A 23,864-nucleotide genomic window follows, 5' to 3' on the forward strand; every position below is an offset into this window, starting at 1 on the left:
AGCGAGCTGCGCATCATGAACTCACCTTTGCAGGTGCACGCCGTCGGGCGTTCTCTTCGTCTCTGAGACGAGTTAGTTCGGCGAGGTTCATATCGGCGACGAGCTCGTGATGCGTATCGCAGAGCAGAAAGCACTCGTCGTCGCCGCGGAACCAGTTGACCTGAAACTCGACCTGCCAACGCGCCTTCGTGCTGCAGCAGTTGCAGAGCTTTGCACCCGTTCGCTGCCTGTCCATCCCGACGCGTGGGTAATCTCGTCGGCTCATCGATCCACCCCAGCGATCGTGATGTGCCGCACCTCTTTCAGCGCGCAGCGCGGCAGGAAACAGTTTTCGAGCTTGCCGGTGCGCCTGTTGATGTGCAGTTGAATTCCTCCTACGTCGTGCGCGAGCGTGAAATCGTCGGCCGCGTTCAGGCGTTCCCAGTCCATCGGACATCCGTTCGCGTGGCACGCGACCAGGTCCATGTCGAGCTCGAGCGAATCGACAGCCGGCAGCCCCTTGGCCGCGAGCAAGGTCTGGTAGCGTGCCGCGACGAGGCGGATCCCCGCGCTGACCTCGCGCGAAACTTCGAACGAAACGTTGTTCATCGTCTTTATCCTGTAACGGGAGCGGTTGATCAGTCGTCGAGCGCGCGACGAACGGTGTGGTCGGTGCAGCGGGAGTACCCGGCGTTGCCCGGGCCGAACTTCTGGCCGCACGACGAGCAGTAGACGTTGGCGAATCGCGGCGCGGCGGCGGCGAGATCGGCGTCCGCGATGCGCTGCGCGACCTCCGCGTCGAGCACTGCCTTGCACACGTTCCAGACCTCGTACACGTCCTCGATCCGCCCGCGGCGCAGTGCGGCGTCGAGCACGGCGATCTGCTCGATCGAGAACGGCAGCACGTCGAACGTCACGCCGTCGGCGATCGCTTCGTTGCGCTCGTCGCGCACCAGAGCTTCGTCGTCCGCCGCGGCTTGTAGCTGGTCGGCGTGTCGGTCGACCAGCGCGGGCAGGGCGCGCGCATTGCCGTGGTGGATTCGAGGAATGTGCATCGCACCCTCCGCATGAAAGTAGGATTACTAAATGAATTGAAGTCTTGAACGACGATACTGCGCGTTACGTGCAGTGCTCACCGGCGACGCCTCGGGAGTACGAACCGCCGCCGGTCAGAACTGCATCACTCGCGCGCCCGACTACTCCCGGCCGTGCCGGCTCCGGGCCGCGCGAGGTTTGTGCCGATTACGACGCCATCGGTCACGTGTTGCTGGCTGTCTTGCATCAGGTTCGCTCGGCGCGCCGCGGTCTTCCGCAGCGTCCGTCCTGACTCACGACGCAGATCGCGCCGGCCGGTTGCTCCGCGTGTGCGGTCCCGGCATACCTTCGGTTGTTAGAGAGCGTTCCGCCGGAGGCGGTGGCGCGGCGACGGTGCCGCGTTGAGATGAATTATAACTAAGGTTATCGACGTGTCAACAACCAAAGTTATCGTGTGGAGCGGAAATTTGTAACAGCGCGGCCCGCGTGCCGTTTGTTAAGCGTCTGCTGACGGCAGTTGAAAGACTTCCGAAACTGCGGCTAAACTACTGTACATTCATACAGTATCGCGGCGAACCGAAGACGAGGGCGGCCAGTGGAAGAAGAAACGAAGACACGCCTGCGCTGCAGGCCGGGGGATTTGGCGAAGGTGGTGACGAGCAGAAACCCAGCGCTGATCGGCACGATCGTGACGATTCAGCGGCTGCGGTCTGACGGTCGATGGGATGTGCTGCTCGAAAATCCGGCGTTCGGCTTCACAGGGAAAATGAAGCGCCCGGTCGTGACGCGCGAGTTTGCATTCTGGGATGCGTCGTTGGAGCCGCTTCCACAAGAGGCATGGCGGGTCAGTCGCCGAACGGCCTGTCCTCGTCCTGAGCAGGTGAATGTTGCGGAACTGACTGGGCTAGCAGCCCACTGATATACGCCTCGACTTTGGCGCGACCGATCTCATCCAGCCGATCGTAGCCTGGCGGAACCGGCTGAGCCTCGTCGCCGAATTCGAGCCACTCCAGTGTGGTTTGCAGCGCGCGCGCGAGTGCGAACCCATTCGTGGTCGTGGTGCTGCCGCCTCGTTCAACCTTGGCGATCGCTGGCTGCGATACGCCGACAAGTTCCGCGACGTACTTCTGGGAGAGACCCAGTGCCTCGCGACGTTCCTTTGCCCGGCGCCCGAATTCAGGATTTTCCATAGCGGGCATCCTATAACCTTGGTTGTAAGCCGGCAAATAACCAAAGTTCTTGCGGTTGAATAACTTTGGTTATAGCATTGCGGCATGAAACCGACCAATTGCTCCGTCCCTGCGCTGCAGCGTGCGATCGATAAAGCCGGCTCCCAGTCGGCGCTGGCGCGCCTGATCGGCAAGAAGCAGCCGCACATCCACAAATGGCTGCACTCGCCCAATGCGATGCGTCCCGAGAACTGCGTTCTCGTCGGGGCGGCCGTCGGGATCCCTTACCGCGACTTCCGGCCCGACGACTGGAAGCTGATCTGGCCTGAGCTGGCCGAGCCGGTGCAGGAGGAGCAGTGAAGAACATCAACATCCTTTCTCGATAAGTACGGGGTGATCGTCATGTCAAGACGCGCCGAATTCCGAAACGAAGTGAAAACGCGCCTGCGCGATCGCGTCTACGACGCGCTCCAGTTCTACAAGCAGCTGCACGGTATCGACTCCGACTCCGCCGCGCTCAACCGCATCGCAGAAGTGGCGCTGTTCGGCGTTGTCGGCACTTTGCCTGTTCAGCTCGCGAGCATCAGTGCCGACATGGGACAGTCCGGCCCGAAGGTGAATGCATGACTGCTCGCCGCGTGGAGCAGGCTGTCCTGCTGCCGGTGGCCGAAGCAGCTGATCTGGCAATGCAAGCGGCGGCGCAAGGCGTCGCGATCACCGATTTCCTCGGCATCCAGGTGCTGCGCGGCGCGTACGGCGCCATGCATCCGCTCGTCATCGAGTTCGAGATGCGGCCCAAAGTGGGACAAGCGGGGACGAAAGGCGGGGAGGAGGGCGAGTGCTGACCCGTCTGTTCGAATTCGCGGCATCTTGCGCAGGGTCGTGCGATCCGCACTCCCGTATTCCAGATGACGGCAACTGGTTCACCCACAGTGCGCACGCATGCCTTCAGCGGCGATCGGACTGCGGTTGGGCTGAGGCGGACAAATCGCGCGACGCGGGCGGGAGACTACTTGCCTTCCGAAACGGTGCGTTTGCAAACGGAGCACGACCACCAAGGTGCTACTCGATAAGCACCCTTGACCCCCACATTGAAGTCGAGCACCACTTTGCGACGTTCAGGGCCGTCGAAACATGGCTGGCAGATGTAGTGCCGAGGCTCGCCGCTCACCGTAATTCCGGCCGCTTCTTCTTTCAATGCGTACACGAACGAACCGTGACCGATTCCTTCGAGGACATATTTTTCACGTTCGGACTGCGCGCGCTCGAGTTCTGCAATCGAGGCTTTCGCCGCACGAAGCGCCTCCTTGAGCTCGTCGATTTCGTCGCGCGTCTCTGCCTGTTTTTCTTGAAGTGCGAGCGCTGCGTTTTGCACGTCGATCACTCGGTCGTTGATCGATTGCTGCATCTCGGCAAGCTTCAACTCGTCGCGCGCGGCGACTGCGGCCTTTGCAAGATCGATCGTATTTTTCAGTCCGGCAATGGCTGCCGTTACGGTCATGATCGCCATGTGGTTCTCCGTCTTGTGGTCGGTCGCATGTCGGCGCGACTGAGCAATCTTAGCGCAATGGACGTCGCCGCCTGCGGAACTGTGGAGGGCGAATGAACGAACTCCCGAATCCTCTCACCGCCGCGGACTGCGATCTGCGCGACTTCCCGTTCATGCCGCTCGACGTCGTGCGCTTGCGCGACAGCGACATCGCGGCGTTGTCGACCGCCGACGAGTTCCGCGCCGCAGTGCTGCTGTGGTGCGCGGCGTGGCACCAGGTACCGGCCGCGTCACTGCCCGACGACGATCGCGTGCTCGCGCAGCTGGCCGGCTACGGCCGCGTCGTCACCGAATGGAAGAAGGTGCGCGACGGCGCATTGCGCGGCTGGGTGAAGTGCTCCGACGGCCGCCTGTATCACCCTGTCGTCGCCGAGAAGGCCCGCGACGCGTGGGCTGCGAAGCACGAGCAGCGCTACAAGACCGAGTGCGCGCGCATCAAGAAGCACAACCAGCGCCACGGGACAGACATCGAATTCCCGACATTCGAGGAATTTTTGTCCCCGGACTATCGCGATCCTGTCCCGAGGGACAAACGCAAAGTGTCCCCGGGGACAACGGGCCAATGTCCCCCGGGACAAGCCGGTGGTGTCCCCCCAACTGTCCCTCGGGAAACAGCATCCAAGGGACAGGGAGAGGGAGAAGTAAACCTAAAGACAAGCGGCGGCGGCACAGCACAGGCAGTAGCGGGCGATGCGCCGAATGCCGCCGCCGCCTTCGTCGAGATCCTGCGCTCGAGCGGCGTCGGCTTCGCCGCGAGCGACGAGCGAGTGCTGACCTGGTCGACGCGCGGCGTCACGCCGGACGACCTGCGTGCAGCTGTCGCCACGGGCCGCAGGCGCCGTGAGCGCGAGGGCAGCGGGCAACCGCTCAACGTCGGCCTGCTCGACCTGATCCTCGGCGACCTGCTGTCCGCGCGCACCGCGAAGCCCGCGACGGGGACACTCACGGTCGGCGACTGGTGGCGCTCGTGGACCGGCATCGTCGAGCACGGGCGAACGCTCGGGACGGAGCAGGGGACCAACGAGCAGCCGTTCGACTTCAAGCTGCGTGTGTTCAACGCGGCCGGCGACGGACCGTGGTGGGACGACCACAACCGCGCATTCCGCAACACTGCCGGTCCCGTGGCGGCCGGCGCGATCCTGGAGAACTGCCGATGAGCCACGAGCAACAGACCCTGATCGCCGCGCCGGTCATCGCGCGCCGCGTCGTCTTCGTCGTCCCTGGCAAGCCGGTCGCGAAGGGGCGGCCGCGCTTCGCGCGCCACGGCGCACACGTCCGCACGTTCACGCCCGAGGCGACCGAGCGCTACGAGAACCTCGTGAAGATGGCCGCGCGCGCGGCGATGCGCGACGACGAGCCGTACGCGGGCCCGGTGCGCCTGATCGTGGACATTGGCGTGCCGATTCCGGCCAGCTGGTCGCAGCGGCGTCAACGCGAGGCCGCAGCCGGCGTGATCGGCGCGACGAAGAAGCCGGACGCCGACAACGTTGTCAAGGCGTTGAAGGACGGCATGAACGGGGTGGTCTACGGCGACGACGGCCAGGTCGTCGACCTCTGGGTGTCGAAGCGCTACGCGGCGACGCCGGGCGTGCGCATTGAAGCAATCGAACTGAACCTGCAGCGAGCATAGGAGGGCCCTTTGAAAACGAAACCCACGAAAATCACCCTCGACACGGTGCTGTCGGTCATGAAGCCCGGGCAGCGCTACACGGCGCACGATCTCGCGCGCAGCTCGGGCGCGCCGCTATCGACCGTGCGGCATCTGCTGGCGAGTGATCGCGCGGCGACGCGCGTCGACACGAAGGGGGGCGAGCGGCGCGGCCGCATGTTCTCGCTGGCCGGCACGTGCGGCGGCAGCGGCCATGTCGACACGCGCATCCGCCCGGACTTCACGAGCCATCTCGCGGGCTACGCTGGCTGGCTCGGCAGCGTGCAGGCGCTCGCGATGACGACGCGGGGTGCACGATGAGCGGTTTCGAGAGCATCGAAGAGCGGCTGGACAACTGGGGGGCAACGGTGCGCTCGCCGCGCTTCAAGCCCGAGGTCTGTGCGCAGTGGGCGCGCCTGCACGTCGCGCTGCGCGACAAGGCGCTCGCGGAGATGACGATTCCGCCAGAGCAGAAGGACGGGTGGCTCGTCGAGGCGGCCTGGTCGACGATGCCGAACCATGTCGCGAAGTGGGTGTTGAAGTACACCTACGTCTGGCGCATGGCGCCCGACCAGGTGCAGACGCGGATGCGGAAGGCGCACGGCGCGGTGCTGCGCGGCCGGCGCTTCGAGCTCGTGCTCGCCGACGCGCACCGCGCGATCTCGCAGAGCATCGTGAAGCTGACCGCGGACTCGGTCATCAGAAAAATCGCGTCGGCCGGTTGTAAACCGCCGCAATCTGTTCTATGATCCTTGGCAGATTACTGATTCCGCCTCGTGCGTGAGCTTTTGCTTCCCAGTCGGGAGGCAGGCGCGCGAGTAGAGAAGCCCGCGAAAGCGGGCTTTTTTGTTTCGCTGCCGCCGCGCTATACTGTCCGTGGCCTCAGTTGCGCCGGCGGGAAAGACGCAGCGAGGTGATCAGCCAGCGCGCCGAAAGGTGCAGACGGGTTTCCGCCGCCCCGCTGGCACCAGACATATCGAGCCCGCTGAGCGCAAGCCAGCGGGCTTTTTCGTTACAGGTTTTCGAGTTCGTTCGTTGCTGCCTTGACCGCTGCGGCAATTAGCTTACCGAGCGCTTCCCCGTGCTTCTCAGGATCACTGAGCCAAGTATTTGGCATGACCGGATTGAAAATTCCAGCGTCGAGAACAGCCTTCACGAGTTCCGTAGCTCGATTTTTCGCTTCTGCAGATGCCATCGATTTCACTCCCGTAGCGTATGCCGGCAGACTCCGGCTCGACGATTCTACGATACATACCGTTATGCCCGGGGCAGACCGGCAAACCACACATCGGACGAGTGCGAGACGACGAACTCCCCCGTCAAGCCTATTGACGATGCGACGTTTTGAATGACGCCCAAAACTGTCCGCGTATCAAACTCTGTTTCGATGTAATAGGTTCCGGTCGGCAGGTGGTGGCGGGCACCGTCTGTAGCGAAGACAGTTCTTGAGAATCCCAGAATTGCAAGGCCTTCATGCAATCGCTTATACATCTCGGCCGATGTAGCGTGATGCACTTCGATGCGTGCGATATATGAACTCATTGTCTTTCCCCGATATGTGAGTGATTCTAATTTTCCGCAACCGCAGACAGCCTGCGATCCAACACTGAGTATAGGAAAACTCACGGGGTAGCCAAGAAGATGTCAGGTCACAAGGAGGTTAGAGATATTCACGCGCCGCGTCCGCTGCCACCTGATGTGCTCTTCGACGGCTCGAACTGGTTTTGCTATCTCGCGCCGGCCGACGGCGTCAACGACTGGGTGCACCACACGTTTCTGCGCGACGGTGCACCGCTGTACAACGAGGACCACGCGCACCTGATCGACGCTGACGTTGCTTACCTCTGGGCGGCCGTCGAGAACGTGCGCCAGATGCGGCGCGTTGTCGGCCAGTGCGAAGAGGTGATGATCCGCGCCGGCGGCTGGCAGCGCGCCAGGCAGGAGCAGCAGCTCTGCGAGTGGTTCGGCCGCGTGCCGGCGTTCCTGATCACGCTCGACGCGCACTACGCGCGTGAGTGCAGCGATCTGGAGTGGTGCGCGCTGGTCGAGCACGAGCTGTATCACATCGGCCAGCGCACTGACGAGTTCGGCGCGCCGGCTTTCTCGAAGGACGGCATGCCGAAGCTTGGCATCCGCGGGCACGACGTCGAGGAATTCGTCGGCATCGTCCGGCGCTACGGCGCGGGCGGCGGCGCCGGCGACACCGCGAAGTTGGTCGACGCCGCCCGCCGCGCGCCCGAGGTCGGCCACGTCGACATCGCGCGCGCCTGCGGCACCTGCATCCTGCGGGCCGCGTAACCTGAACGTTTTCCCGCTATGGCAGCACTTCCCGAGCACATCAAGCTGTATGTCGTGCAGTCGCTCGCATGCTTCGACACGGTCTCGCGCGTCGCGAAGGCCGTCCGCGAGGAATTCGGCGTCGAGGTGTCGCCGCAGCAGTGCGAGCGGTACGACCCGACGAAGCGCGCCGGCTCGACGCTCAGCAAGAAGTATCGGGAGATCTTCGAGCGTACGCGCGAGGAATTCCTGCAGGACACGTCGCGCATCGGGGTTGCACACCGCTCCGTGCGTCTTCGCAAACTCGACCGCGCCGTCGGCCTTGCCGAGGATCGCGGAAACCTACCGCTCATGGCCCAACTGCTCGAACAAGCCGCGAAGGAAGCCGGCGACGCGTTCACGAACCGTCACCGGCTCGAGCACATGGGCAAGGGGGGCGGCCCGATCACCGCGATCTCGACTGTGACGAACGACCCACAGGAGGCGGCGAAGATCTACGCCACGCTGATGAACCCGTAGCATGCCCATCCCGTTCCCGTTCGACTTCCGCGCACCGGACTACGTGCAGGTGTTCGAATGGCGAGCGGAGCGGTTGAAGCGCGTTCGCGCGAACCCGGGCGTGCTGCCGGCGCTGCGCACGTTCTACCGCGACAACCCGGCCCAGTTCATCATCGACTGGGGCATGACGTTCGATCCGCGCAACGTCGAGCGCGGGCTGCCTGCGACGATCCCGTTCCTGCTGTTCCCGAAACAGGAGGAATGGTGCCAGTGGTTCATGGAGCGTTGGAAGGCGCAGCAGCCGGGCATCACCGAGAAGACCCGCGACATGGGTATGTCGTGGCTGACGGTCGGGTTGGCCGACACGATCTGCCTGTTCCACGAGGGTGTCGCGGCCGGCTTCGGCTCGCGCAAGGAAGAGTACGTCGACAAGATCGGCTCACCGAAGAGCCTGTTCTGGAAGGCACGCGAGTTTTTGCGGCTGCTGCCGGCCGAGTTCCGCGGTTCGTGGGACATCGGAACGCACGCGCCGCACATGCGGATCATCTTTCCTGACACCGGGTCGGTGATCACCGGCGAGTCCGGCGACGGCATCGGCCGCGGAGACCGCGCCAGCTTCTATATTGTCGACGAGTCGGCGTTCCTCGAGCGGCCGCAGCTGGTCGACGCATCGCTGTCTGCGACGACGAACTGCCGCCAGGACATCTCCACGCCGAACGGCATGGGGAACTCGTTCGCGCAGCGCCGGCACAGCGGCAAGGTGCGTGTCTTCACGTTCCACTGGCGCGACGATCCGCGCAAGGACGACGCCTGGTATGCGAAGCAGTGTGCTGAGCTCGACCCGGTCGTCGTCGCGCAGGAAATCGACATCAACTACGCGGCGTCCGTCGAGGGCGTCGTGATCCCGTCCGCATGGGTACAGGCGGCGATCGGCGCACACGTGAAGCTCGGCATCGAGCCGAGCGGCACGCGCCGCGGCGGCCTGGACGTCGCCGACGAGGGCAAGGACAAGAACGCGTTCGCGGGCCGCTACGGCTTCCTGCTGAACTTCGTGCGATCTTGGTCGGGCCAAGGCGGCGACATCTACGAGACGGTCGAGAAGACGTTCGGCATCTGCGACGAGCTGGGCTACGAGTCGTTCGACTACGACGCCGACGGTCTCGGCGCCGGCGTCCGCGGCGACGCGCGCGTGATCAACGAGCAGCGCATCGCGATCGGCAAGCGGCCGATCAACGACGAGCCGTTCCGCGGGTCGGGCCCGGTGCATGACCCGGAAGGCGAGATGGTTCCGGAGCGCAAGAACAAGGACTACTTCGCCAACCTCAAGGCGCAGTCCTGGTGGGCGCTGCGGCTGCGCTTCCAGGCGACGTACCGTGCGGTTGTCGAGGGCAAGCCGTACAACCCCGACGACATCATTTCCATCGATCCGGCGCTGGTCGAGCTGTCCGCACTGACGATGGAGCTCGCGCAGCCGACGTACACGGTCAACGGCGTCGGGAAGATCGTGATCGACAAGGCGCCGGAAGGCACGAAATCACCGAACCTGGCTGACGCGGTCATGATCGCGTACCAGCCGGCCGGGCAGGTTCTGGACATCTGGACAAGGTTGGCAGGATGAATCGAAAGCAACGCAAAGCCGAGCAGCGGCAATACCGCGCGATGGCTGCGGATTCCGCCAACGCTAAGCGCTGGATGACGCCGGACAGCTTCCAGAACTTCGAGGCGCGCGTCGGGCTCGGCACGCCGAACCAGTCGTCGGCCTACCAGTACGGGTTCGACTTCATCTCGCGCAACCGCGTGCAGATGGAGGCGATGTACCGGTCGTCGTGGATCGTCGGCCAGGCCGTCGACGTCGTCGCGGAGGACATGACGCGCATGGGCGTCGAGATCGGCTCCGACATCGCGCCCGAGGACAAGGACAAGCTGAACCAGGAGTTCGAGAACCTGGCGGTCTGGGACAGCCTGTGCGACACGATCAAGTGGGCGCGGCTGTACGGCGGCGCGCTCGCGGTGATGATGATCGACGGGCAGGACGCGTCGCAGCCGCTGCGGATGGACACGATCGCCGAAGGCCAGTTCAAGGGCATTTGCGTGCTGGACCGCTGGCTCGTTCAGCCGACACTGAACGACCTGGTCACCGAAGCTGGCCCGGATCTCGGCATGCCGAAGTTCTACGACGTCGTCGCGGACTCGATGGCGCTCCCGCGCCAGCGGATTCACTACAGCCGCGTGCTGCGGTTCGACGGCGTCACGCTGCCGTACTGGCAGCGTATCGCCGAGAACCTCTGGGGCCAGTCCGTCATCGAGCGCCTGATCGACCGCCTCGTCGCGTTCGACAGCACGACGATGGGCGCTGCCCAGCTCGTGTTCAAGGCGCACCTGCGCACGATGAAGGTCAAGGACCTGCGCAAGATCATCGCTATGGGCGGCCCGGCGCTCGAGGCGCTGTTGAAGAACGTCGACTTCATCCGTCGGTTCCAGTCCAACGAAGGGCTGTCGCTGATCGACGCTGACGACGAGATGCAGATCGACCAGTACGGATTTACCGGACTGGACGCGGTGCTGCTGCAGTTCGCGCAGCAGCTCGCCGGCGCGCTGCAGATCCCGCTCGTTCGTCTGCTCGGCCAATCGCCGGCCGGCCTGAACGCGACCGGCGAGTCGGACCTGCGCACCTACTACGACAACATCAAGCAGCAGCAGGAGCGCCGGCTGCGCCGCGCGCTGAACCAGCTGTTCGAGGTGATGTTCCGCTCGGTGCTCGGCACGAAGCCGCCCGAGGGATTCTCGTACGACTTCCGCGCGCTCTGGCAGATGACGGACGAGCAGAAGGCGACGACGGCCAACACGATCGCCGACGCAGTGACGAAGGCGGTCGACGCGGGCCTGATGACGCCCGCCGGCGGCATGAAGGAACTGCGCGCATCGAGCCATCGCACTGGCGTGTTCTCGTCGATCACCGACGAGGAAATCAAACAGGCTGAGGACGAGCCGCCGCCGGCGGCCGAAACGGAGCTTCCCCCTGATGCTGATGACCCGAACGACGGACCGCAAGCGACGCCGCAATCCGGTGCGCCTGGCAGGCCCCGAGCGTCAGCTAAGGACGCAGCTCCGCAAGATCGCCGAGCAGGTGGGCGCGTTGGTCGATGGATTTCCGCCTGGCGATCCCGCGTACGCCCCGACGATCGAGCAGCTGCTTAGGCGGTACGCCGAGGCGCTCACACCGTGGGCCGAGGCGACCGCCGCGAAGATGCTCGACGACCTTAATCGGCGCGACGAGCAGGCGTGGATGCAGCAGGCCGCGGACATGTCGCGCGCACTGCGCGACGAGCTGCGACGCGCGCCGACCGGCGAGACGATGCGTGCGCTGATGGCCGAGCAAGTCGGCCTGATCAAGTCGATCCCGTTGGAGGCCGCCGAGCGCGTGCACCGGCTCACGATCGAGGCGCTTGAGGACAGCACGCGCGCCGCGGCGATCTCCAAAGCAATTCAGGAATCTGGAGAGGTGGCGAAGAGCCGCGCCGATTTGATCGCGCGCACCGAGGTATCGCGCGCAGCGACGTCGCTCACCGAGGCCCGGGCGCGCGCTGTCGGCAGCACGCACTACATCTGGCGCACCAGCGGTGACAGCGATGTGCGTGCCGGCCACAAGGCGATGGAAGGCAAGGTGTGTTCGTGGGCTGAGCCGCCCGATGTCGACGAGAACGGCCGAATCATGAACTTCCACCCCGGACAGATATGGAACTGCCGGTGCTGGGCCGAACCGATCATTTCCGAGGACTGACATGCGCTTCTACACGATCCAGAAGCTCGGGCCGAAGCGTTCGCTCACGCCCGAGGGTTTCCTGCTGTGCGAGGACGTTCCAGTCGCACGCACCGGCGAGATGCTGTACGCCGCCGGCGAGGTGCCGATCGAGGCCGGGCCGGATGGACTGATCCGGATCAGCCGCACGTCGGAGGAGGTCTTCCGCGACGCGACGATGGCCAGCTGCATGGGCAAGGACGTCACGCTCGACCATCCCGACGACTTCGTGCAGCCGTCGAATTACGCGGGCCTCACGCAGGGCGTGATGCTCAACCCGCGACGCAGCACGTCGGAGCCCGACCTGCTGGTGGCGGACCTGCTCATCAAGCACCCCGACACCATCGAGGCGGTGCAGGACGAAGAAATCGAAGAGGTCAGTCTCGGTTACGAGGCCGACTACGAACAGGTATCACCCGGCCGCGGGGTACAGCGGAACATCGTTGTCAACCACGTAGCCATTGTCCCTCGCGGCCGCTGCGGCCCGCGCTGCGCGATCGGCGATAAGGAACCCGAGATGAAGACGAAAGACAGCAAGACGAAGAAGCGCACGTGGCTGGATCGTGTGCGCACCGCGTTCAAGGCGCAGGATGCCGAGGCGCTCGAGGAGGCGCTCGAGGAAGGCCAAACCGGCGACGCCGAGGAAGAAGAGCGCGACGACGACAAGGACGGCAAGACGGCCGACGCGATCGCCGCGCTCACGAAGACGGTGAAAGCGCTCGACCGCAAGGTCAACCGCCTCGCCGCGCGCGACGCCGAGCGCGAACGCGAAACCGAAGATGAGGACGAGGAGGACGACGACACGGACGAGACGACCGACACGGTCATCGAGGCCGAGCCGTCGCGCCGCGTCAGCGAAGAAGGCGTCGACCTGTACACGGGCGATTCCGCGCGCCTCATCGCCGCGCGCGCCGAGATCCTCGCGCCGGGCGTGAAGCTGCCGACGCTCGACGGCCTCAAGACGAAAGATCGCGCGGCTGCACTCTGCAAGTGCCAGCGCCGCGCGCTCGACCAGGCGTACGAAACCGACACGGGCCGCGCAGCGATCGCGCCGTTCCTCGGCCGTCGCGCGCCCGACTTCGACACCATGCCGGCGCAGGTGGTCGATTCGATCTTCACCGGCGCCGCCGAACTGATGCGCGCGAAAAACAACGCCGGCTCGTCGAGCGGCAAGGTCAACACGCGCGATTTCGGCAAGGTCAAGACCATCGCCGACATCAACGAGCAAAACCGCAAGTTCTGGGCCGGTCAGTCCAGCCAATAAAGGAGAACGCCTCATGGGCAACGCAATTCTGTATCGCATGCCGTCGGGCATCCCCGGCGATGTGACCCGGCCGTCGCAGTCGACGATCGAGCCGGCCCCCCTCGATCCGACCGCGCCGTTCCCGGCGTATGGCCTGTTCGGGAAGATCGCGAACGGCAAGTTCGTGCCGATCGGCGCGGGCGATGTTGCCACGGCGGTCTACGGCCTGCTCGTGCGCCCGTACCCGACGCAGAGCTCGCAGGATCCGCTCGGCACGTCGACGCCGCCGACGAAGGGCATCGCAGATGTGCTGCGCCGCGGCTACCAGACGGTTCTGTTGAACGCAGGCGTAGCTGCGCTCGACGGCCAGGTGTACGTGCGCGTCGCTACGCCGGCCGCCGGCAAGCCGATCGGCGGCATCGAGGCGGCGGCCGACGGCACGAACACGATCGCCATCACCGGCGCGACGTTCATGGCCGGCGCCGACGCAGCTGGCAACGTCGAAATCGCCTACAACATCTAAGGGAGCCGACATGACGACTCACAACAAGTCGCTGCTCGCCCGCGCGGCGGGCATCGCAATCGCTGGCGCACCGGCGATCATCCGCGCGCGCACGCGCGACAGCATGATGACGTTCGACGCGCGCACGATCGACAGCTCTGGCGCGTTCCTGGTCGGCGAGCTCGAACGCCTCGACCAAGAGCTGCACATGCCGCTCGCGTCGGTCACCTGGTCGCGCGACATCGATCTCCGCGAGGACGTGTCGATCGCCGACGAGGTGTCCTCGTTCACGAACTCGATGTTCGCCGCAGCGGGCGGCCCGTCGCCGGCCGGCAAGTCGTGGGTGGGTAAGGACGCGAACGCGATCCAGAGCCTCGGCCTGGACATCGGCAAGACGCCGAACCCGCTGACGCTGTGGGGCATGCAGATCGGCTGGACGATCCCGGAACTCGAATCTGCGCAGAAGCTCGGCCGCCCGGTCGACCAGCAGAAGTTCGAGGGCATGCAGCTGAAGCACAACATGGACGTCGACGAGCAGGTGTACATCGGAGATACCGTGATCGGCGTGACCGGCCTCGTGAACAGCACGGCGGTCGAGAACGTCTCGAACGCGCAGACGGGCAGCTGGGCGACGGCGATGCCGGACCAGATGCTCGACGACGTGAACGAGCTGCTGAACAGCGCGTGGGCGGCAGCCGGCTACGCGGTGTGCCCGGGCCGCCTGCTGCTCGACCCGAAGAGCTTCTCGCTGCTCGTCCAGCGCAAGGTCAGCGACGCCGGCAACATCAGCGTGCTGCGCTACCTGCAGGACAACAGCCTCGCGAACCAGCTCAACGGCCGGCCGCTCGAGATTTACCCGTCGAAGTGGCTCACCGGCCGCGGCGCTGCGGGCAAGAACCGCATGGTCGCGTACACGAAGGACAAGGGCCGCGTACGCTTCCCGCTGGTGCCGCTGCAGCGCACGCCGCTCGAGTACCGCGACCTGCGCCAGCTGGTGACGTATTTCGGCCGCCTCGGTGTGGTCGAAGTCGTCTATCCGGAAACGATCGGCTACCGGGACGGGGTGTAACATGCAGCTCATCAACGTGCTGAAGGCATTCACCGTGCGGCTTGTCCACGAGGGCGAGTCGATCGAGCGTCGCGTCGTCGCCGGTGTGCAGGAGGTCGAGGATTACATCGCCGACCACTGGTACACGAAGGCGCACACCGGCCCGCTGCCAGACGGCGTCGCAGCCGCGCTGGCGAAGTCCTCCGACGAGGATCCGTCGAAGTCGGCGGCAGCGACGGACCCGGCAGCCGATCCCGCGACCGCCAAGGCGGCCGACAAGGCCAGCAAAAAGTAAGGTGACCCGTGGACGTATCCCAGTTCAGACAGTCGTTCCCCGAGTTCGGTGACACGACGCAGTATTCCGACGCACTGATCCAGTTCTGGATGACGGTGGCGGTCTCGCTCGTCAATACCGAGCGGTGGGGCGAGCTGGCTGATCTGGGCGTCGCGCTTGTCACCGCGCATCACCTCGCGCTCGCCGTGAAGGACCAGAAGGTGGCCGCAATCGGTGGCGTACCCGGTCAGGTGACCGGGCCTCAGTCATCGAAGGCCGTCGACAAGGTCAGCGCGAGCTACGACACCGCGGCCGTCGCCATCAAGGATGGCGGCTTCTGGAACGCCACGATGTACGGCGTCCGCTATCTCAGCCTCGCAATGATGATGGGCGCGGGCGGCATGCAGTTGTAACGCCGCCGCTGTCCATCGGGAGACTCCCATGGACAGCATGAAAATCGACCGCCTCGACGAGGTACTGAAGTCGATCAGCGGACTCGTGCAGAAGGAGGTGCTCATCGGCGTGCCCGACAGCACCGCTGGCCGGAAGGACGAAGGCGAGCCGCTCAGCAATGCCGAGATCGGCTACATCCTCGAGCATGGTTCCCCTGCGAACAACATCCCGGAGCGTCCGCACCTGGTGCCCGGCGTGCAGGACGCGCGACCGAAGTTCGAACCGCAGCTGCAGAAGGGCGTTGAAGCAGCGCTCGACGGCGACCTCGAGAAGGTCGACCGCAGCCTGAATCGTGCCGGCCTCATCGGGCAGAACTCGGTGCGCGCGAAGATCAACAGCAACATCCAGCCCAAGCTCGCTGACTCGACGCTGGCCGCGCGCCGGCGCCGTGGCGTCACGCGCGAGAACACATTGGTCGACACCGGCCAGTATCGAAACGCGATCACGTACGTGGTTCGCAAGAAGTAGTTTCCAGTCTCCCTGACCCAAGGGCCGCCACGTGCGGCCCTTTTTCGTTGGTGCCCATGCCATGGCCTTCCTCGACGTCACCGACGTCCTGCTCGATCCGGATTTCATGGACATGGGCCTGATCTGCAATCGCATGACGCAGACGGTCGATGGCCACGGCCGCGCGCAGAACACCGTCGCATCGACGCCGTTCTCGGCCGTCGTGACGAGCGACAAGGGCGACATCCTGCACCGCAACGCAGACGGCAGCCGAATCGTCGGCTCGATCACGCTGCACACACCGTTCCGGTTGCGCGACGGTGCCCGCGGCGGCGATGCCGACGAGGTGATCTGGGACGGCATCACGTACACCGTCGTCAACGTGAACGACTACTCGCACTTCGGTCGCGGCTTCGTCTGCGCTACGTGCGACATCAAGCCTCTTTCGGGAACCTCATGAACGACAGCTCGACCGGCGGATACCTGGCGCCAGCCGTCGATGCGCCGCCGGCCGAGGACGATGCCCTCGACGATCTGGTCCACGACCTGATCGCTGGCATCACGGCGCTGCCGCCTGACCTCGTGCGGCCGCGCTGGCAGCCGACCGTGCCGAAGCAGCCCGAGCCGTCCGTGAACTGGTGTGCGTTCGGCCTACAGGAGCAGGAGCCGGACGTTAGTCCGGCGATCCAGCACGACGGCACCGGCGACGGCCACGACACGTACATCCGGCACCAGGACATCGACGTCATGTGCACGTTCTACGGGCCGAGCGCCAAAGGCTACGCGCAACGGCTCGCCGACGGGCTCGCGATCCCGCAGAACCGCGAGCAGCTCCAGCTTCATGACATGGCGTTCGTCGGTGTCGGAGCGATTCGGGCAGCGCCGGATCTGGTCAACCAGCAATGGGTGCGGCGCTACGACATGACTGTGACGCTGCGCCGCAAGATCACTCGGACCTACGCGGTCCTCAACCTCAAATCGGCCACCGTGGCGACGACGACCGACTCGTCGACGCCGGTGGCCGGCGTTTCGAACATCCACTCGTAGGGGACCAGCATGTCCAACGGATTGCCGGTATCGCGTCTGATCAACGTGACGATCAACCTCGCCGCACTCGCGGCGCAGGGCGCGAATTTGAATACTGGGCTGATTCTCGGCCCGTCGGCCGTCATCGACACCAACGAGCGCGCGCGGTCGTACGGCGGCATCGACGAGGTGACGCCGGACTTCGGTACGAACACTCCGGAGTACTTCGCAGCGGCGCTGTACTTCAACCAAACGCCGCAGCCGCAACAGCTGATGATCGGTCGGTGGGCGAAGACGGCAACGGCCGGCTCGCTGCGCGGCGGCGTGCTGTCGGCCGCGCAGCGAGACATCGCGCTGTGGGATGCGGTCACGACCGGCGCATTCAGCATCACGGTCGACGGCGCTGCGAAGTCGGTCACCGGCCTCGACTTTTCGGCACAGACGAACCTGAATGGCGTGGCGACGGTGATCAACGCCAAGCTGACGGGCGCGACGATCGCGTGGACCGGTTCGCAGTTCGTCGTAACGTCGAACACGACCGGCACGAACTCGAAGGTCGGCTATGCGACGGCGCCGGGCGCCGGCACCGACATCTCGGCGATGCTCGGCCTGACGAGTAGCCTCGCCGGCGTGCCGGCGGACGGCATCGCGCCCGAGCAGCCCGTCGACGCGGCCGCGCTGTTCCTCGATCGCTTTGCGAACAAGTTCCTCGGCCTCGACTTTGCCGACGCGTCGATCACCGACGATCAGCACATCGCGGTCGCGAACCTCATCGAAGCCGATCAGGGGCACATCTACGGGATCACGACGCAGAATCCCCAGGTACTGGACTCAACGGTGTCGACGGACATCGCGAGCAAGCTGAAGGCGCTGAAGCTGAAGTACACGATCCTGCAGTACTCGAGCGCGACTCCATACGCTGTTTCGTCGTTGCTGGGCCGTCTTCTGACGGTCAATTTCGACGGGAACAACACGACGATCACGCTCATGTTCAAGCAGGAGCCGAGCGTCGCTGCCGAAGATCTGAGCACCTCGCAAGCGAACGCACTGCAGGCAAAGAACTGCAATGTGTTCGTGAACTACAGCAACGACACATCGATCATCCAGTACGGCGTTACGCCGAGCGGAATTTTCGCCGATTCGGTCTACAACGCGATCTGGTTCCGCAATCGCCTGCAAACGGACCTGTACAACGACCTCTATCAGAGCCCGACGAAGATCCCTCAAACGGATCCCGGCAACGCACGCCTGGCGGCAGTGCTCGCGACCGGTTGCGAAGCTGCAGTGACCAATGGGTATCTGGCGCCTGGCGTCTGGAATTCCGATGGCTTCGGGGCTATCTCAAAGGGCGACACGCTCGCGACGGGCTACTACATCTACGTGGCACCGATCGCAACGCAGTCTCAAGCAGATCGTGAGGCACGGAAGGCGATGCCGTTCCAGATCGCCGCGAAGGAAGCCGGAGCGATTCATAGCGTCGACGTACTGGTCACGGTCAATCGGTAACAGGGGCATATCACTATGAGCACTTACAGCTTTCAGGACGTCGCGGCGACGATCGTCGGCCCGGGCGGCGCATTCTCGCTCGGCTACGGCGAAGCGACCGCGGAAGAAGGCATCACGATCGAACGTGCGGGCGACAAGAACACGATGACGATCGGCTCGGACGGCGAAGGCATGCACAGCTTGCACGCCGACAAGTCCGGGCAGATCACGCTGAGATACCTGAAGACCGCGCCGATCAACGCGAAACTGATGGCGCTGTACAACGCGCAGTCGCTCGACAGCCGCCTGTGGGGCAAGAACCTGATCGAGGTTCGGCAGACGGCGGCCGGCGATGTGACCACCGCGCGCAGCTGCGCGTTTAAGAAGGGCGCGCCTTTGAAGTACGCGAAGGACGGCGACATCATCGAATGGACCTTCGACTGCATCAAAATCGACGGCATCCTCGGGACGTACTGAGCATGACGACAGAAATCAAACTGAACGGCGTACGGTACGCGATCGGCAAGTTGAACGCGATGCAGCAGTTCCACGTGTCGCGGCGCATCGCGCCGATCATCCCGCCGATGATCCCGGTGCTGATGAAGTTCTACGCCGAACTCGAGCAGGCAGACGTCGCTCGCGAGCAGGCGCGCGCGAACGCCGCGCTCGCAGCGCTCGCCGAAGGCAAGGAGCCGAGCGAGGGCGCGGACGTGCCCGCAGCCGACAAGTCGCTCGAGCTGATGTCGATGGTCGACGCGATCGCGCCTGTGCTGCAACCGTTCGCCGACGCGCTGGCTGGACTGAAGGACGAGGACGCGGAATACGTGTTCGGCACCTGCCTGTCCATCGTCGAGCGCTGGCAGGGGGCCAACTGGGCGAAAGTCTGGAACACTGCTCATAAGACGGCGATGTTCGACGACATCGGCATCGACGTGATGCTGCCGCTCGTCGTGCGCGTCGTGGTGGCGAACCTCGGCCCTTTTATCAGCGGGCTGCTTACCAGCCAAGCGAGCAGCCCGGCGGCGACGTAGGCTGGATCCGCGCGCTGCCCGGAGGCGAGGACTGGCTGCTCGCGCCAGTGCACGCCCAGATGTGTCGGTACGAGTCGCTGCTCGACGGAACGCTCGGTCTCGCCGATGTCGCGCTGATGAACGATTCCCTTGCCGTCCGGGCAGACAACAACGCGGCGTTCCGCCGCAAGATGGAAAGAGAAAATGGCTGATTCGGTCGTCATCCGCGAGTTCCTGGTCGCGCTCGGCTTCAAGGTCGACGAGAAAGGCCTGAAGAACTTCAAGGAAGGCGTCGAAGGCACGACCAAGGGCGTCAAGCAGCTGATCGCCACGGTATCCGGCGCCGCCCTCACGGTGAGCGCCGGCGTCGCGGCATTCGCGTCGAAGCTCGAGCGCCTGTACTTCGTGTCGCAGCGCACGGGTGCGTCGGCAGCTAACCTGCGCGGCTTTGAGTTCGCGGCGCGGAACATGGGCGTCTCGGCCGAGGCGGCCACCGGCACGATCGAGAACCTCGCGCGCTTCCTGCGCAACAACCCCGCGGGCGAGGGCTATCTCGCGACGCTCGGCGTGCAGACGCGCAACGCGAACGGCGAGCTGCGCGACACAGTCGATATCATGTCGGACCTCGGCAAGGCGCTGGCGAGCAAGCCGACGTGGCTCGCGAGTCAGTACGGCAACATCCTCGGCATCGACGAGAACCTGCTTCTCGCGATGCGCAACGGGGACTTCGAGAAGTTCCTGAAGCAGTACCGCGAGATGTCGCAGACGACGGGCCTGGACAAGGCTGCGGACGATGCACACCAGTTCATGACGCAACTGCGCGGTATCGGCACTGCGTTCGAGAATCTCGCGATTCGCGTCGAGGGCGCGATGTTGCAGAAGATCGGGCCGCAGCTTGACCAATTTCAGCGATGGATGAACGAGCACGGCGACGAGATCGCCAACCGCATCACCGACATCGCGAACGCGGTCGTCCGAGCTGCGGCCGCGATGGCCCCGGCGCTCGCATGGCTCGCCGACAAGTTCGTCGATCTGGACCACGGCACTGACGGCTGGTCGACGAAGATTCTGCTGCTCGGCGTTGCGCTGAAGGCGCTAGGCGTGTTCCGGATCGCCGGCGGCATCCTGAAGATGGCGGGCGCGTTGCGCGCTGCCGGTGCGGCCACGACGGCAGCCAGTGCCGCCGGCGGCGGCCTGCTGACGGTGCTCGGGAGTCTCGCGACGGCCGTAGCGGCGGTGGGTGCTGCGTTCGCCGGATGGAAGATCGGCGACGCGCTGCGCGACAAGGTCGACGGGCTGATTTCGCAGCTGTCGGGCGGAAGGTATCGGTCGATCTGGGATGTTCTGACTGGAACAGATCGCCGCGGACTGGGCGCGACCGGCGGTTACACCCAGGCGGAGATCGACAGCGTGAAGGACGGCGGCGGTGCGAAGCTGACGCCGCCGCGCGGCGCGGCCGCTGCTCCGGCGACCGCAGCTCCCGCTGCGCCGGTCGGTCTGGCTGGCGCGATGTCGCGCCTCGCTGACACGGCGTTCGGCCAGCTGATCGCGCGCGGTGAGGGCGACTACAACAGCGTCAACCGCGGCGCGCGCGGCGGCTACCGTGCCGGCACCGAGAACCTCGAAGGCATGACGCTCGCGCAGGTCATGGCGGCGCAGCGGGCCGGTCAGTTCAATGCGGCCGGCCGCTACCAGATCATCGGCAGCACGCTCGCCGAGGCGGCGCGATCGCTGAAGCTCAACGGCAACGAGATGTTCGACCGGAAGCTGCAGGACCGCATCTTCGAGCAGTACCTCGTGCGCAACAAGCGGCGCGCAATTGCCGACTACGTCGAAGGGCGTAGCGATGATCTGCGCGGCGCGCTGCGCGCGGCGTCGCGCGAGTGGGCGAGCGTCGCAGACCCCGACACCGGCCGCAGCTACTACGCTGGCAAGGGCAACAACCGTGCGAGCATCACGGCGGCCGAGATGGAAGCCGCGCTGCGGAACACGCGCGCGACGTACCAGCCGGCGGCCGCGCTAACCGCGCAGTCGTCGGCGCGCGGCGGCTCGGCGAAGGTCGAGCTGCACCAGTCCACGCAGATTCACGTGACCGGCACGGCCGATCCTTCGGCGGCTGGCCGCGCGGTCGAGCGCGAGCAGCGCGCGGTGAACGCCGACATGGTGCGCAATCTACAGGGGGTGATCGCGTGATCCTCGACATGATCATGATCTCGCCGAAGAAGATCGGCAGCATCACGGTGCAGGTCGCGATCGAAGAGGTCTACAACGACGAGCTGACGATCACCGAGCATCCGGTCGAGCAGGGGGCGCAGATCACCGATCACGCGTTCAAGCGTCAGCCGGATCTCGCGATGCGCTGCGGATGGAGCAACGCCGATTACGAGGCGTTGCTCGGCGCTGCGGAAGCGACGTTCGACGGCGGCGGCCTGCCGTCGGCACAGTACATCAACGCGATCTACTCGCAGCTGCTCGCGCTGCAGCAGGCGCGCACGCCGTTCGATGTCGCGACGAGCCGCCGCACCTACCAGAACATGCTTCTGCAGGGGCTGCGGCTCACGACTGATGCGAAGACATCGAGCGCGCTGATCCTGACGGCGACACTCAAGCAGATCCGCATCGTGTCGACGCAGGTGACGAAGCTGCCGCCGCGCGAGAACCAGGCCGACCCGGCGTCGACGGCCGAGACTGGCAACGGCGGCACGAAGGCCGCCATGCCGGCCACGCCGGCGCCGGGCGGCGCAGTGCAGCCGGGGAGTATGTGATGCCGAGCTTCTTCGAGATTCCGTTTTCGCCGCGCCCGGAGCGCTTCACCGTGTCGCTGAGCGGGACCGACTATCGCCTGACCGTCCGGTATCGCAAGGCTGGCGGCGCGGGGTGGGTGCTCGACATCGCGGACGCCTCGGACAACCCGATGGTGTCAGGCGTCCCGCTGGTTACCGGCGTCGACCTGCTCGCGCAGTATAAGCACCTCGGCTTTCAGGGGCGGCTGTGGGTTCAGGGCGCCGCTGATCCGGACGATGTTCCGACGTACGAGGATCTCGGCATCGGATCGCACGTTTTCTGGGTGACGGACCAATGAGCGTTGAGCAGTTCGGCCGGAAGGTATCGCTGATCATCGGCTTCGACAGCGGCGAGGCGCTCGACATGTCCGAGCTGCGGATCGTATTCCGAGTGCAGCGTGGCGACCTGCAGACGCCGAATTCGGCTCGGATCCGCGTCTACAACGTGTCCGCGACGACGGCGCGGCGTGCGCAGAAGGAGTTCACGCGCGTCGTGTTGCAGGCCGGCTACGAGGGCAACTACGGGATCATTTTCGACGGCCAGATCAAGCAGGTGCGCCGCGGGCGCGAGAGCCAGACCGACACGTTCCTCGACATCACCGCGGCAGACGGCGACTCGGCGTACAACTTCGCCGTGGTCAACTCGACTCTCGCGGCCGGCTCGGTTGCTACTGATCACGTGTCCGTGGCAACGGCGGCGATGAACCCGTACGGCGTGTCGCTCGGCTACATGCCGCAGGTGACATCGAATCCGCTGCCGCGCGGGAAGGTGATGTTCGGGATGGCGCGCGACTTTCTGCGAGGGATCGCGAAGACGACTCAGACAGTCTGGAGCATTCAGGATGGGAAGGTCATGCTGGTGCCGGAAACGGCGTACATGTCTGGCGACATCCCGGTGATCACGTCGGCGACCGGCATGGTCGGGCTGCCGCAGCAGACCGCGAACGGCATCGAGGTGAAGATGCTGCTGAATCCGAGCGTGAAGATCGGCCGGCTACTCTGGCTCGACAACGCGAGCATCCAGCAGTACGAGTACAGCCTGAACGTCGGCCAGCAGGCCGAGAACGAGCGGATCGAGATGCAGGCGAAGCTGCAGGATGATGGCTTCTACTACGTGATGCTCGCGGACGTGAGCGGCGATACGCGCGGCGAAGAGTGGTACACGAGCGTGACCTGCCTCGCAGCCGACGTCACGGTGCTGCCGGACTCGTTCAGGGACAAGGCGGCAGTGCCGTCCGCCGACGTGATCAAGCGGTTCGGCTAGCGCCCGTACGTCGGGAGTGCCTTGATGGTCATCGTCGTGTTTTCGCCGTTGCGCTTCACGTCCGCGCGCGCGAGCACGTTGAGCGGTATCGATTTCGTCGGCATCTGCGGCACGACGATTACGGCGTTGCCGTCGATCGTCTCGCCCCAGCAGCCGATGTCCCACACGCCGCGGTAGGACTCGTAGCGTCGCATGTTCTTCGCGTTCGCGAGCGGCAGGTCGCATTTCTTCCCCGTGTACAGGATGGTCGGGAATTCGTTCTCGACGGTCACGCCGACCTTCATGCCGGCGAACGGGTAGACGTAGGCGTCGTCAGCGACGGCGGCGAGCGGCGCGAGCAGCGCTGCGATCAACATCAGTTTTTTCATTTTCATC

The 23,864-nt window shown here is 65.1% G+C and carries 35 protein-coding genes; 28 read left to right on the plus strand and 7 right to left on the minus strand.

Annotated elements, in window-relative coordinates; translation table 11 throughout:
- Positions 1-261: 261 nt before the first annotated feature.
- From HWX25_RS09355 to HWX25_RS09365, 3 genes are all read right to left on the minus strand, one after another.
- On the minus strand, positions 262-588 hold the full coding sequence (locus HWX25_RS09355) for a hypothetical protein (RefSeq protein ID WP_175908317.1): 327 nt from the start codon (positions 586-588) through the stop codon (positions 262-264).
- 29 nt (positions 589-617) lie between these two features.
- Positions 618-1,034: a hypothetical protein gene (locus HWX25_RS09360; RefSeq protein ID WP_175908318.1), complete on the minus strand. Its 417-nt coding sequence runs from the start codon at positions 1,032-1,034 to the stop codon at positions 618-620.
- 825 nt (positions 1,035-1,859) lie between these two features.
- On the minus strand, positions 1,860-2,204 hold the full coding sequence (locus HWX25_RS09365) for a helix-turn-helix domain-containing protein (RefSeq protein WP_175908319.1): 345 nt from the start codon (positions 2,202-2,204) through the stop codon (positions 1,860-1,862).
- An 84-nt stretch (positions 2,205-2,288) separates the two neighbouring features.
- Here HWX25_RS09365 and HWX25_RS09370 point away from each other — a divergent pair, with 84 nt between their 5' ends.
- From HWX25_RS09370 to HWX25_RS09380, 3 genes are all read left to right on the plus strand, one after another.
- Positions 2,289-2,543 carry a YdaS family helix-turn-helix protein gene (locus HWX25_RS09370; protein WP_175908320.1) on the plus strand — a complete coding sequence of 85 codons (255 nt, stop codon included), beginning with the start codon at positions 2,289-2,291 and terminating at the stop codon, positions 2,541-2,543.
- 72 nt (positions 2,544-2,615) lie between these two features.
- A complete protein-coding gene (locus HWX25_RS09375; protein ID WP_244138752.1) occupies positions 2,616-2,810 on the plus strand; it encodes a hypothetical protein in 195 nt (64 codons plus the stop codon).
- On the plus strand, positions 2,807-3,028 hold the full coding sequence (locus HWX25_RS09380) for a hypothetical protein (protein WP_175908322.1): 222 nt from the start codon (positions 2,807-2,809) through the stop codon (positions 3,026-3,028). Before HWX25_RS09375 ends, HWX25_RS09380 begins: the two co-directional genes overlap by 4 nt.
- A gap of 164 nt (positions 3,029-3,192) precedes the next feature.
- Here the strand turns inward: HWX25_RS09380 and HWX25_RS09385 are convergent, their stop codons facing one another.
- Positions 3,193-3,693 carry a hypothetical protein gene (locus HWX25_RS09385; RefSeq protein WP_175908323.1) on the minus strand — a complete coding sequence of 167 codons (501 nt, stop codon included), beginning with the start codon at positions 3,691-3,693 and terminating at the stop codon, positions 3,193-3,195.
- A 92-nt stretch (positions 3,694-3,785) separates the two neighbouring features.
- Here HWX25_RS09385 and HWX25_RS33400 point away from each other — a divergent pair, with 92 nt between their 5' ends.
- Genes HWX25_RS33400 through HWX25_RS09410 form a run of 4 tightly spaced genes read left to right on the plus strand, consistent with a single transcriptional unit; the run spans position 3,786 to position 6,129 of the window.
- A complete protein-coding gene (locus HWX25_RS33400) occupies positions 3,786-4,889 on the plus strand; it encodes a DUF1376 domain-containing protein (protein WP_244138753.1) in 1,104 nt (367 codons plus the stop codon).
- Complete coding sequence (locus HWX25_RS09400; protein ID WP_175908324.1) at positions 4,886-5,362, plus strand: RusA family crossover junction endodeoxyribonuclease; 477 nt, start codon at positions 4,886-4,888, stop codon at positions 5,360-5,362. Before HWX25_RS33400 ends, HWX25_RS09400 begins: the two co-directional genes overlap by 4 nt.
- Before the next feature lie 9 nt (positions 5,363-5,371).
- On the plus strand, positions 5,372-5,701 hold the full coding sequence (locus HWX25_RS09405; protein ID WP_175908325.1) for a hypothetical protein: 330 nt from the start codon (positions 5,372-5,374) through the stop codon (positions 5,699-5,701).
- Positions 5,698-6,129 (plus strand): hypothetical protein, encoded by a 432-nt coding sequence (locus HWX25_RS09410; RefSeq protein ID WP_175908326.1) that lies wholly within the window; start codon positions 5,698-5,700, stop codon positions 6,127-6,129. The genes HWX25_RS09405 and HWX25_RS09410 overlap by 4 nt, the downstream gene beginning before the upstream one ends.
- Before the next feature lie 263 nt (positions 6,130-6,392).
- On the opposite strand, the gene HWX25_RS09415 is transcribed toward HWX25_RS09410, so the two are convergent.
- Complete coding sequence (locus tag HWX25_RS09415; RefSeq protein WP_175908327.1) at positions 6,393-6,575, minus strand: hypothetical protein; 183 nt, start codon at positions 6,573-6,575, stop codon at positions 6,393-6,395.
- A 62-nt stretch (positions 6,576-6,637) separates the two neighbouring features.
- A complete protein-coding gene (locus HWX25_RS09420; RefSeq protein ID WP_175908328.1) occupies positions 6,638-6,922 on the minus strand; it encodes a type V toxin-antitoxin system endoribonuclease antitoxin GhoS in 285 nt (94 codons plus the stop codon).
- A 99-nt stretch (positions 6,923-7,021) separates the two neighbouring features.
- Between HWX25_RS09420 and HWX25_RS09425 the strand changes: the two genes are divergently transcribed.
- The 21 genes from HWX25_RS09425 (at position 7,022) to HWX25_RS09525 (ending at position 23,489) form a co-directional block, all read left to right on the plus strand.
- The gene (locus tag HWX25_RS09425) at positions 7,022-7,678 is read left to right on the plus strand and encodes a putative metallopeptidase (protein WP_175908329.1); all 657 of its coding nucleotides are present in this window, start codon (positions 7,022-7,024) and stop codon (positions 7,676-7,678) included.
- An 18-nt stretch (positions 7,679-7,696) separates the two neighbouring features.
- Complete coding sequence (locus tag HWX25_RS09430) at positions 7,697-8,176, plus strand: DUF2280 domain-containing protein (RefSeq protein ID WP_175908330.1); 480 nt, start codon at positions 7,697-7,699, stop codon at positions 8,174-8,176.
- A 1-nt stretch (position 8,177) separates the two neighbouring features.
- Positions 8,178-9,773 carry a TerL protein gene (locus HWX25_RS09435; RefSeq protein ID WP_175908331.1) on the plus strand — a complete coding sequence of 532 codons (1,596 nt, stop codon included), beginning with the start codon at positions 8,178-8,180 and terminating at the stop codon, positions 9,771-9,773.
- Positions 9,770-11,353: a DUF1073 domain-containing protein gene (locus HWX25_RS09440; protein WP_175908332.1), complete on the plus strand. Its 1,584-nt coding sequence runs from the start codon at positions 9,770-9,772 to the stop codon at positions 11,351-11,353. Before HWX25_RS09435 ends, HWX25_RS09440 begins: the two co-directional genes overlap by 4 nt.
- A complete protein-coding gene (locus HWX25_RS09445; RefSeq protein ID WP_244138754.1) occupies positions 11,292-11,936 on the plus strand; it encodes a phage minor head protein in 645 nt (214 codons plus the stop codon). Before HWX25_RS09440 ends, HWX25_RS09445 begins: the two co-directional genes overlap by 62 nt.
- Before the next feature lies 1 nt (position 11,937).
- Positions 11,938-13,218, plus strand: coding sequence for a DUF2213 domain-containing protein (locus tag HWX25_RS09450; RefSeq protein ID WP_175908334.1), 1,281 nt, complete (start codon positions 11,938-11,940; stop codon positions 13,216-13,218).
- 13 nt (positions 13,219-13,231) lie between these two features.
- Entirely contained in the window at positions 13,232-13,720 is a 489-nt protein-coding gene (locus tag HWX25_RS09455; RefSeq protein ID WP_175908335.1) for a hypothetical protein, read from the plus strand.
- 10 nt (positions 13,721-13,730) lie between these two features.
- Complete coding sequence (locus HWX25_RS09460) at positions 13,731-14,768, plus strand: DUF2184 domain-containing protein (protein WP_175908336.1); 1,038 nt, start codon at positions 13,731-13,733, stop codon at positions 14,766-14,768.
- Between the two features lies 1 nt (position 14,769).
- Complete coding sequence (locus HWX25_RS09465) at positions 14,770-15,042, plus strand: hypothetical protein (RefSeq protein WP_244138755.1); 273 nt, start codon at positions 14,770-14,772, stop codon at positions 15,040-15,042.
- An 8-nt stretch (positions 15,043-15,050) separates the two neighbouring features.
- Positions 15,051-15,434, plus strand: coding sequence for a DUF4054 domain-containing protein (locus HWX25_RS09470; RefSeq protein ID WP_175908337.1), 384 nt, complete (start codon positions 15,051-15,053; stop codon positions 15,432-15,434).
- A gap of 28 nt (positions 15,435-15,462) precedes the next feature.
- On the plus strand, positions 15,463-15,942 hold the full coding sequence (locus tag HWX25_RS09475; protein WP_175908338.1) for a hypothetical protein: 480 nt from the start codon (positions 15,463-15,465) through the stop codon (positions 15,940-15,942).
- Positions 15,943-16,003: 61 nt separating this feature from the next.
- On the plus strand, positions 16,004-16,381 hold the full coding sequence (locus HWX25_RS09480) for a hypothetical protein (RefSeq protein ID WP_175908339.1): 378 nt from the start codon (positions 16,004-16,006) through the stop codon (positions 16,379-16,381).
- Complete coding sequence (locus HWX25_RS09485; RefSeq protein WP_175908340.1) at positions 16,378-16,968, plus strand: hypothetical protein; 591 nt, start codon at positions 16,378-16,380, stop codon at positions 16,966-16,968. Before HWX25_RS09480 ends, HWX25_RS09485 begins: the two co-directional genes overlap by 4 nt.
- A 9-nt stretch (positions 16,969-16,977) precedes the next feature.
- A complete protein-coding gene (locus HWX25_RS09490; RefSeq protein ID WP_175908341.1) occupies positions 16,978-18,453 on the plus strand; it encodes a DUF3383 domain-containing protein in 1,476 nt (491 codons plus the stop codon).
- A gap of 15 nt (positions 18,454-18,468) precedes the next feature.
- Positions 18,469-18,909 (plus strand): phage protein, encoded by a 441-nt coding sequence (locus HWX25_RS09495; RefSeq protein ID WP_175908342.1) that lies wholly within the window; start codon positions 18,469-18,471, stop codon positions 18,907-18,909.
- Between the two features lie 2 nt (positions 18,910-18,911).
- Positions 18,912-19,463 (plus strand): phage tail assembly chaperone, encoded by a 552-nt coding sequence (locus tag HWX25_RS09500; RefSeq protein WP_175908343.1) that lies wholly within the window; start codon positions 18,912-18,914, stop codon positions 19,461-19,463.
- A 47-nt stretch (positions 19,464-19,510) separates the two neighbouring features.
- A complete protein-coding gene (locus tag HWX25_RS09505; RefSeq protein ID WP_175908344.1) occupies positions 19,511-19,654 on the plus strand; it encodes a hypothetical protein in 144 nt (47 codons plus the stop codon).
- The gene (locus tag HWX25_RS09510; protein ID WP_175908345.1) at positions 19,647-21,635 is read left to right on the plus strand and encodes a mannosyl-glycoprotein endo-beta-N-acetylglucosamidase; all 1,989 of its coding nucleotides are present in this window, start codon (positions 19,647-19,649) and stop codon (positions 21,633-21,635) included. The genes HWX25_RS09505 and HWX25_RS09510 overlap by 8 nt, the downstream gene beginning before the upstream one ends.
- A 14-nt stretch (positions 21,636-21,649) precedes the next feature.
- Complete coding sequence (locus HWX25_RS09515) at positions 21,650-22,207, plus strand: phage baseplate protein (protein WP_347879253.1); 558 nt, start codon at positions 21,650-21,652, stop codon at positions 22,205-22,207.
- Complete coding sequence (locus HWX25_RS09520) at positions 22,207-22,524, plus strand: hypothetical protein (RefSeq protein ID WP_175908347.1); 318 nt, start codon at positions 22,207-22,209, stop codon at positions 22,522-22,524. Before HWX25_RS09515 ends, HWX25_RS09520 begins: the two co-directional genes overlap by 1 nt.
- Positions 22,521-23,489: a hypothetical protein gene (locus HWX25_RS09525; RefSeq protein ID WP_175908348.1), complete on the plus strand. Its 969-nt coding sequence runs from the start codon at positions 22,521-22,523 to the stop codon at positions 23,487-23,489. Before HWX25_RS09520 ends, HWX25_RS09525 begins: the two co-directional genes overlap by 4 nt.
- Here the strand turns inward: HWX25_RS09525 and HWX25_RS09530 are convergent.
- Entirely contained in the window at positions 23,486-23,863 is a 378-nt protein-coding gene (locus tag HWX25_RS09530; protein ID WP_175908349.1) for a hypothetical protein, read from the minus strand. The two genes, HWX25_RS09525 and HWX25_RS09530, sit on opposite strands and share 4 nt — an antisense overlap.
- Position 23,864 lies beyond the last annotated feature (1 nt).

It is taken from the genome of Burkholderia sp. BCC1640 (assembly GCF_902833125.1).
Taxonomy (GTDB): domain Bacteria; phylum Pseudomonadota; class Gammaproteobacteria; order Burkholderiales; family Burkholderiaceae; genus Burkholderia; species Burkholderia diffusa.

What these genes read in the sequence shown, in the direction of transcription:
- HWX25_RS09415 (WP_175908327.1), bottom strand. Translation starts at nt 6,575, where the DNA reads ATGGCATCTGCAGAAGCGAAAAATCGAGCTACGGAACTCGTGAAGGCT.
- HWX25_RS09495 (WP_175908342.1), top strand. Translation starts at nt 18,469, where the DNA reads ATGAGCACTTACAGCTTTCAGGACGTCGCGGCGACGATCGTCGGCCCG.
- HWX25_RS09485 (WP_175908340.1), top strand. Translation starts at nt 16,378, where the DNA reads ATGAACGACAGCTCGACCGGCGGATACCTGGCGCCAGCCGTCGATGCG.
- HWX25_RS09355 (WP_175908317.1), bottom strand. Translation starts at nt 588, where the DNA reads ATGAACAACGTTTCGTTCGAAGTTTCGCGCGAGGTCAGCGCGGGGATC.
- HWX25_RS09525 (WP_175908348.1), top strand. Translation starts at nt 22,521, where the DNA reads ATGAGCGTTGAGCAGTTCGGCCGGAAGGTATCGCTGATCATCGGCTTC.
- HWX25_RS09440 (WP_175908332.1), top strand. Translation starts at nt 9,770, where the DNA reads ATGAATCGAAAGCAACGCAAAGCCGAGCAGCGGCAATACCGCGCGATG.
- HWX25_RS09500 (WP_175908343.1), top strand. Translation starts at nt 18,912, where the DNA reads ATGACGACAGAAATCAAACTGAACGGCGTACGGTACGCGATCGGCAAG.
- HWX25_RS09400 (WP_175908324.1), top strand. Translation starts at nt 4,886, where the DNA reads ATGAGCCACGAGCAACAGACCCTGATCGCCGCGCCGGTCATCGCGCGC.
- HWX25_RS09490 (WP_175908341.1), top strand. Translation starts at nt 16,978, where the DNA reads ATGTCCAACGGATTGCCGGTATCGCGTCTGATCAACGTGACGATCAAC.
- HWX25_RS09425 (WP_175908329.1), top strand. Translation starts at nt 7,022, where the DNA reads ATGTCAGGTCACAAGGAGGTTAGAGATATTCACGCGCCGCGTCCGCTG.
- HWX25_RS09510 (WP_175908345.1), top strand. Translation starts at nt 19,647, where the DNA reads ATGGCTGATTCGGTCGTCATCCGCGAGTTCCTGGTCGCGCTCGGCTTC.
- HWX25_RS09465 (WP_244138755.1), top strand. Translation starts at nt 14,770, where the DNA reads ATGCAGCTCATCAACGTGCTGAAGGCATTCACCGTGCGGCTTGTCCAC.
- HWX25_RS09480 (WP_175908339.1), top strand. Translation starts at nt 16,004, where the DNA reads ATGGCCTTCCTCGACGTCACCGACGTCCTGCTCGATCCGGATTTCATG.
- HWX25_RS09365 (WP_175908319.1), bottom strand. Translation starts at nt 2,204, where the DNA reads ATGGAAAATCCTGAATTCGGGCGCCGGGCAAAGGAACGTCGCGAGGCA.
- HWX25_RS09360 (WP_175908318.1), bottom strand. Translation starts at nt 1,034, where the DNA reads ATGCACATTCCTCGAATCCACCACGGCAATGCGCGCGCCCTGCCCGCG.
- HWX25_RS09460 (WP_175908336.1), top strand. Translation starts at nt 13,731, where the DNA reads ATGACGACTCACAACAAGTCGCTGCTCGCCCGCGCGGCGGGCATCGCA.
- HWX25_RS09475 (WP_175908338.1), top strand. Translation starts at nt 15,463, where the DNA reads ATGGACAGCATGAAAATCGACCGCCTCGACGAGGTACTGAAGTCGATC.
- HWX25_RS09420 (WP_175908328.1), bottom strand. Translation starts at nt 6,922, where the DNA reads ATGAGTTCATATATCGCACGCATCGAAGTGCATCACGCTACATCGGCC.
- HWX25_RS09515 (WP_347879253.1), top strand. Translation starts at nt 21,650, where the DNA reads ATGATCTCGCCGAAGAAGATCGGCAGCATCACGGTGCAGGTCGCGATC.
- HWX25_RS09385 (WP_175908323.1), bottom strand. Translation starts at nt 3,693, where the DNA reads ATGGCGATCATGACCGTAACGGCAGCCATTGCCGGACTGAAAAATACG.
- HWX25_RS09530 (WP_175908349.1), bottom strand. Translation starts at nt 23,863, where the DNA reads ATGAAAATGAAAAAACTGATGTTGATCGCAGCGCTGCTCGCGCCGCTC.
- HWX25_RS09520 (WP_175908347.1), top strand. Translation starts at nt 22,207, where the DNA reads ATGCCGAGCTTCTTCGAGATTCCGTTTTCGCCGCGCCCGGAGCGCTTC.
- HWX25_RS09410 (WP_175908326.1), top strand. Translation starts at nt 5,698, where the DNA reads ATGAGCGGTTTCGAGAGCATCGAAGAGCGGCTGGACAACTGGGGGGCA.
- HWX25_RS09450 (WP_175908334.1), top strand. Translation starts at nt 11,938, where the DNA reads ATGCGCTTCTACACGATCCAGAAGCTCGGGCCGAAGCGTTCGCTCACG.
- HWX25_RS09435 (WP_175908331.1), top strand. Translation starts at nt 8,178, where the DNA reads ATGCCCATCCCGTTCCCGTTCGACTTCCGCGCACCGGACTACGTGCAG.
- HWX25_RS09430 (WP_175908330.1), top strand. Translation starts at nt 7,697, where the DNA reads ATGGCAGCACTTCCCGAGCACATCAAGCTGTATGTCGTGCAGTCGCTC.
- HWX25_RS09455 (WP_175908335.1), top strand. Translation starts at nt 13,232, where the DNA reads ATGGGCAACGCAATTCTGTATCGCATGCCGTCGGGCATCCCCGGCGAT.
- HWX25_RS09380 (WP_175908322.1), top strand. Translation starts at nt 2,807, where the DNA reads ATGACTGCTCGCCGCGTGGAGCAGGCTGTCCTGCTGCCGGTGGCCGAA.
- HWX25_RS33400 (WP_244138753.1), top strand. Translation starts at nt 3,786, where the DNA reads ATGAACGAACTCCCGAATCCTCTCACCGCCGCGGACTGCGATCTGCGC.
- HWX25_RS09370 (WP_175908320.1), top strand. Translation starts at nt 2,289, where the DNA reads ATGAAACCGACCAATTGCTCCGTCCCTGCGCTGCAGCGTGCGATCGAT.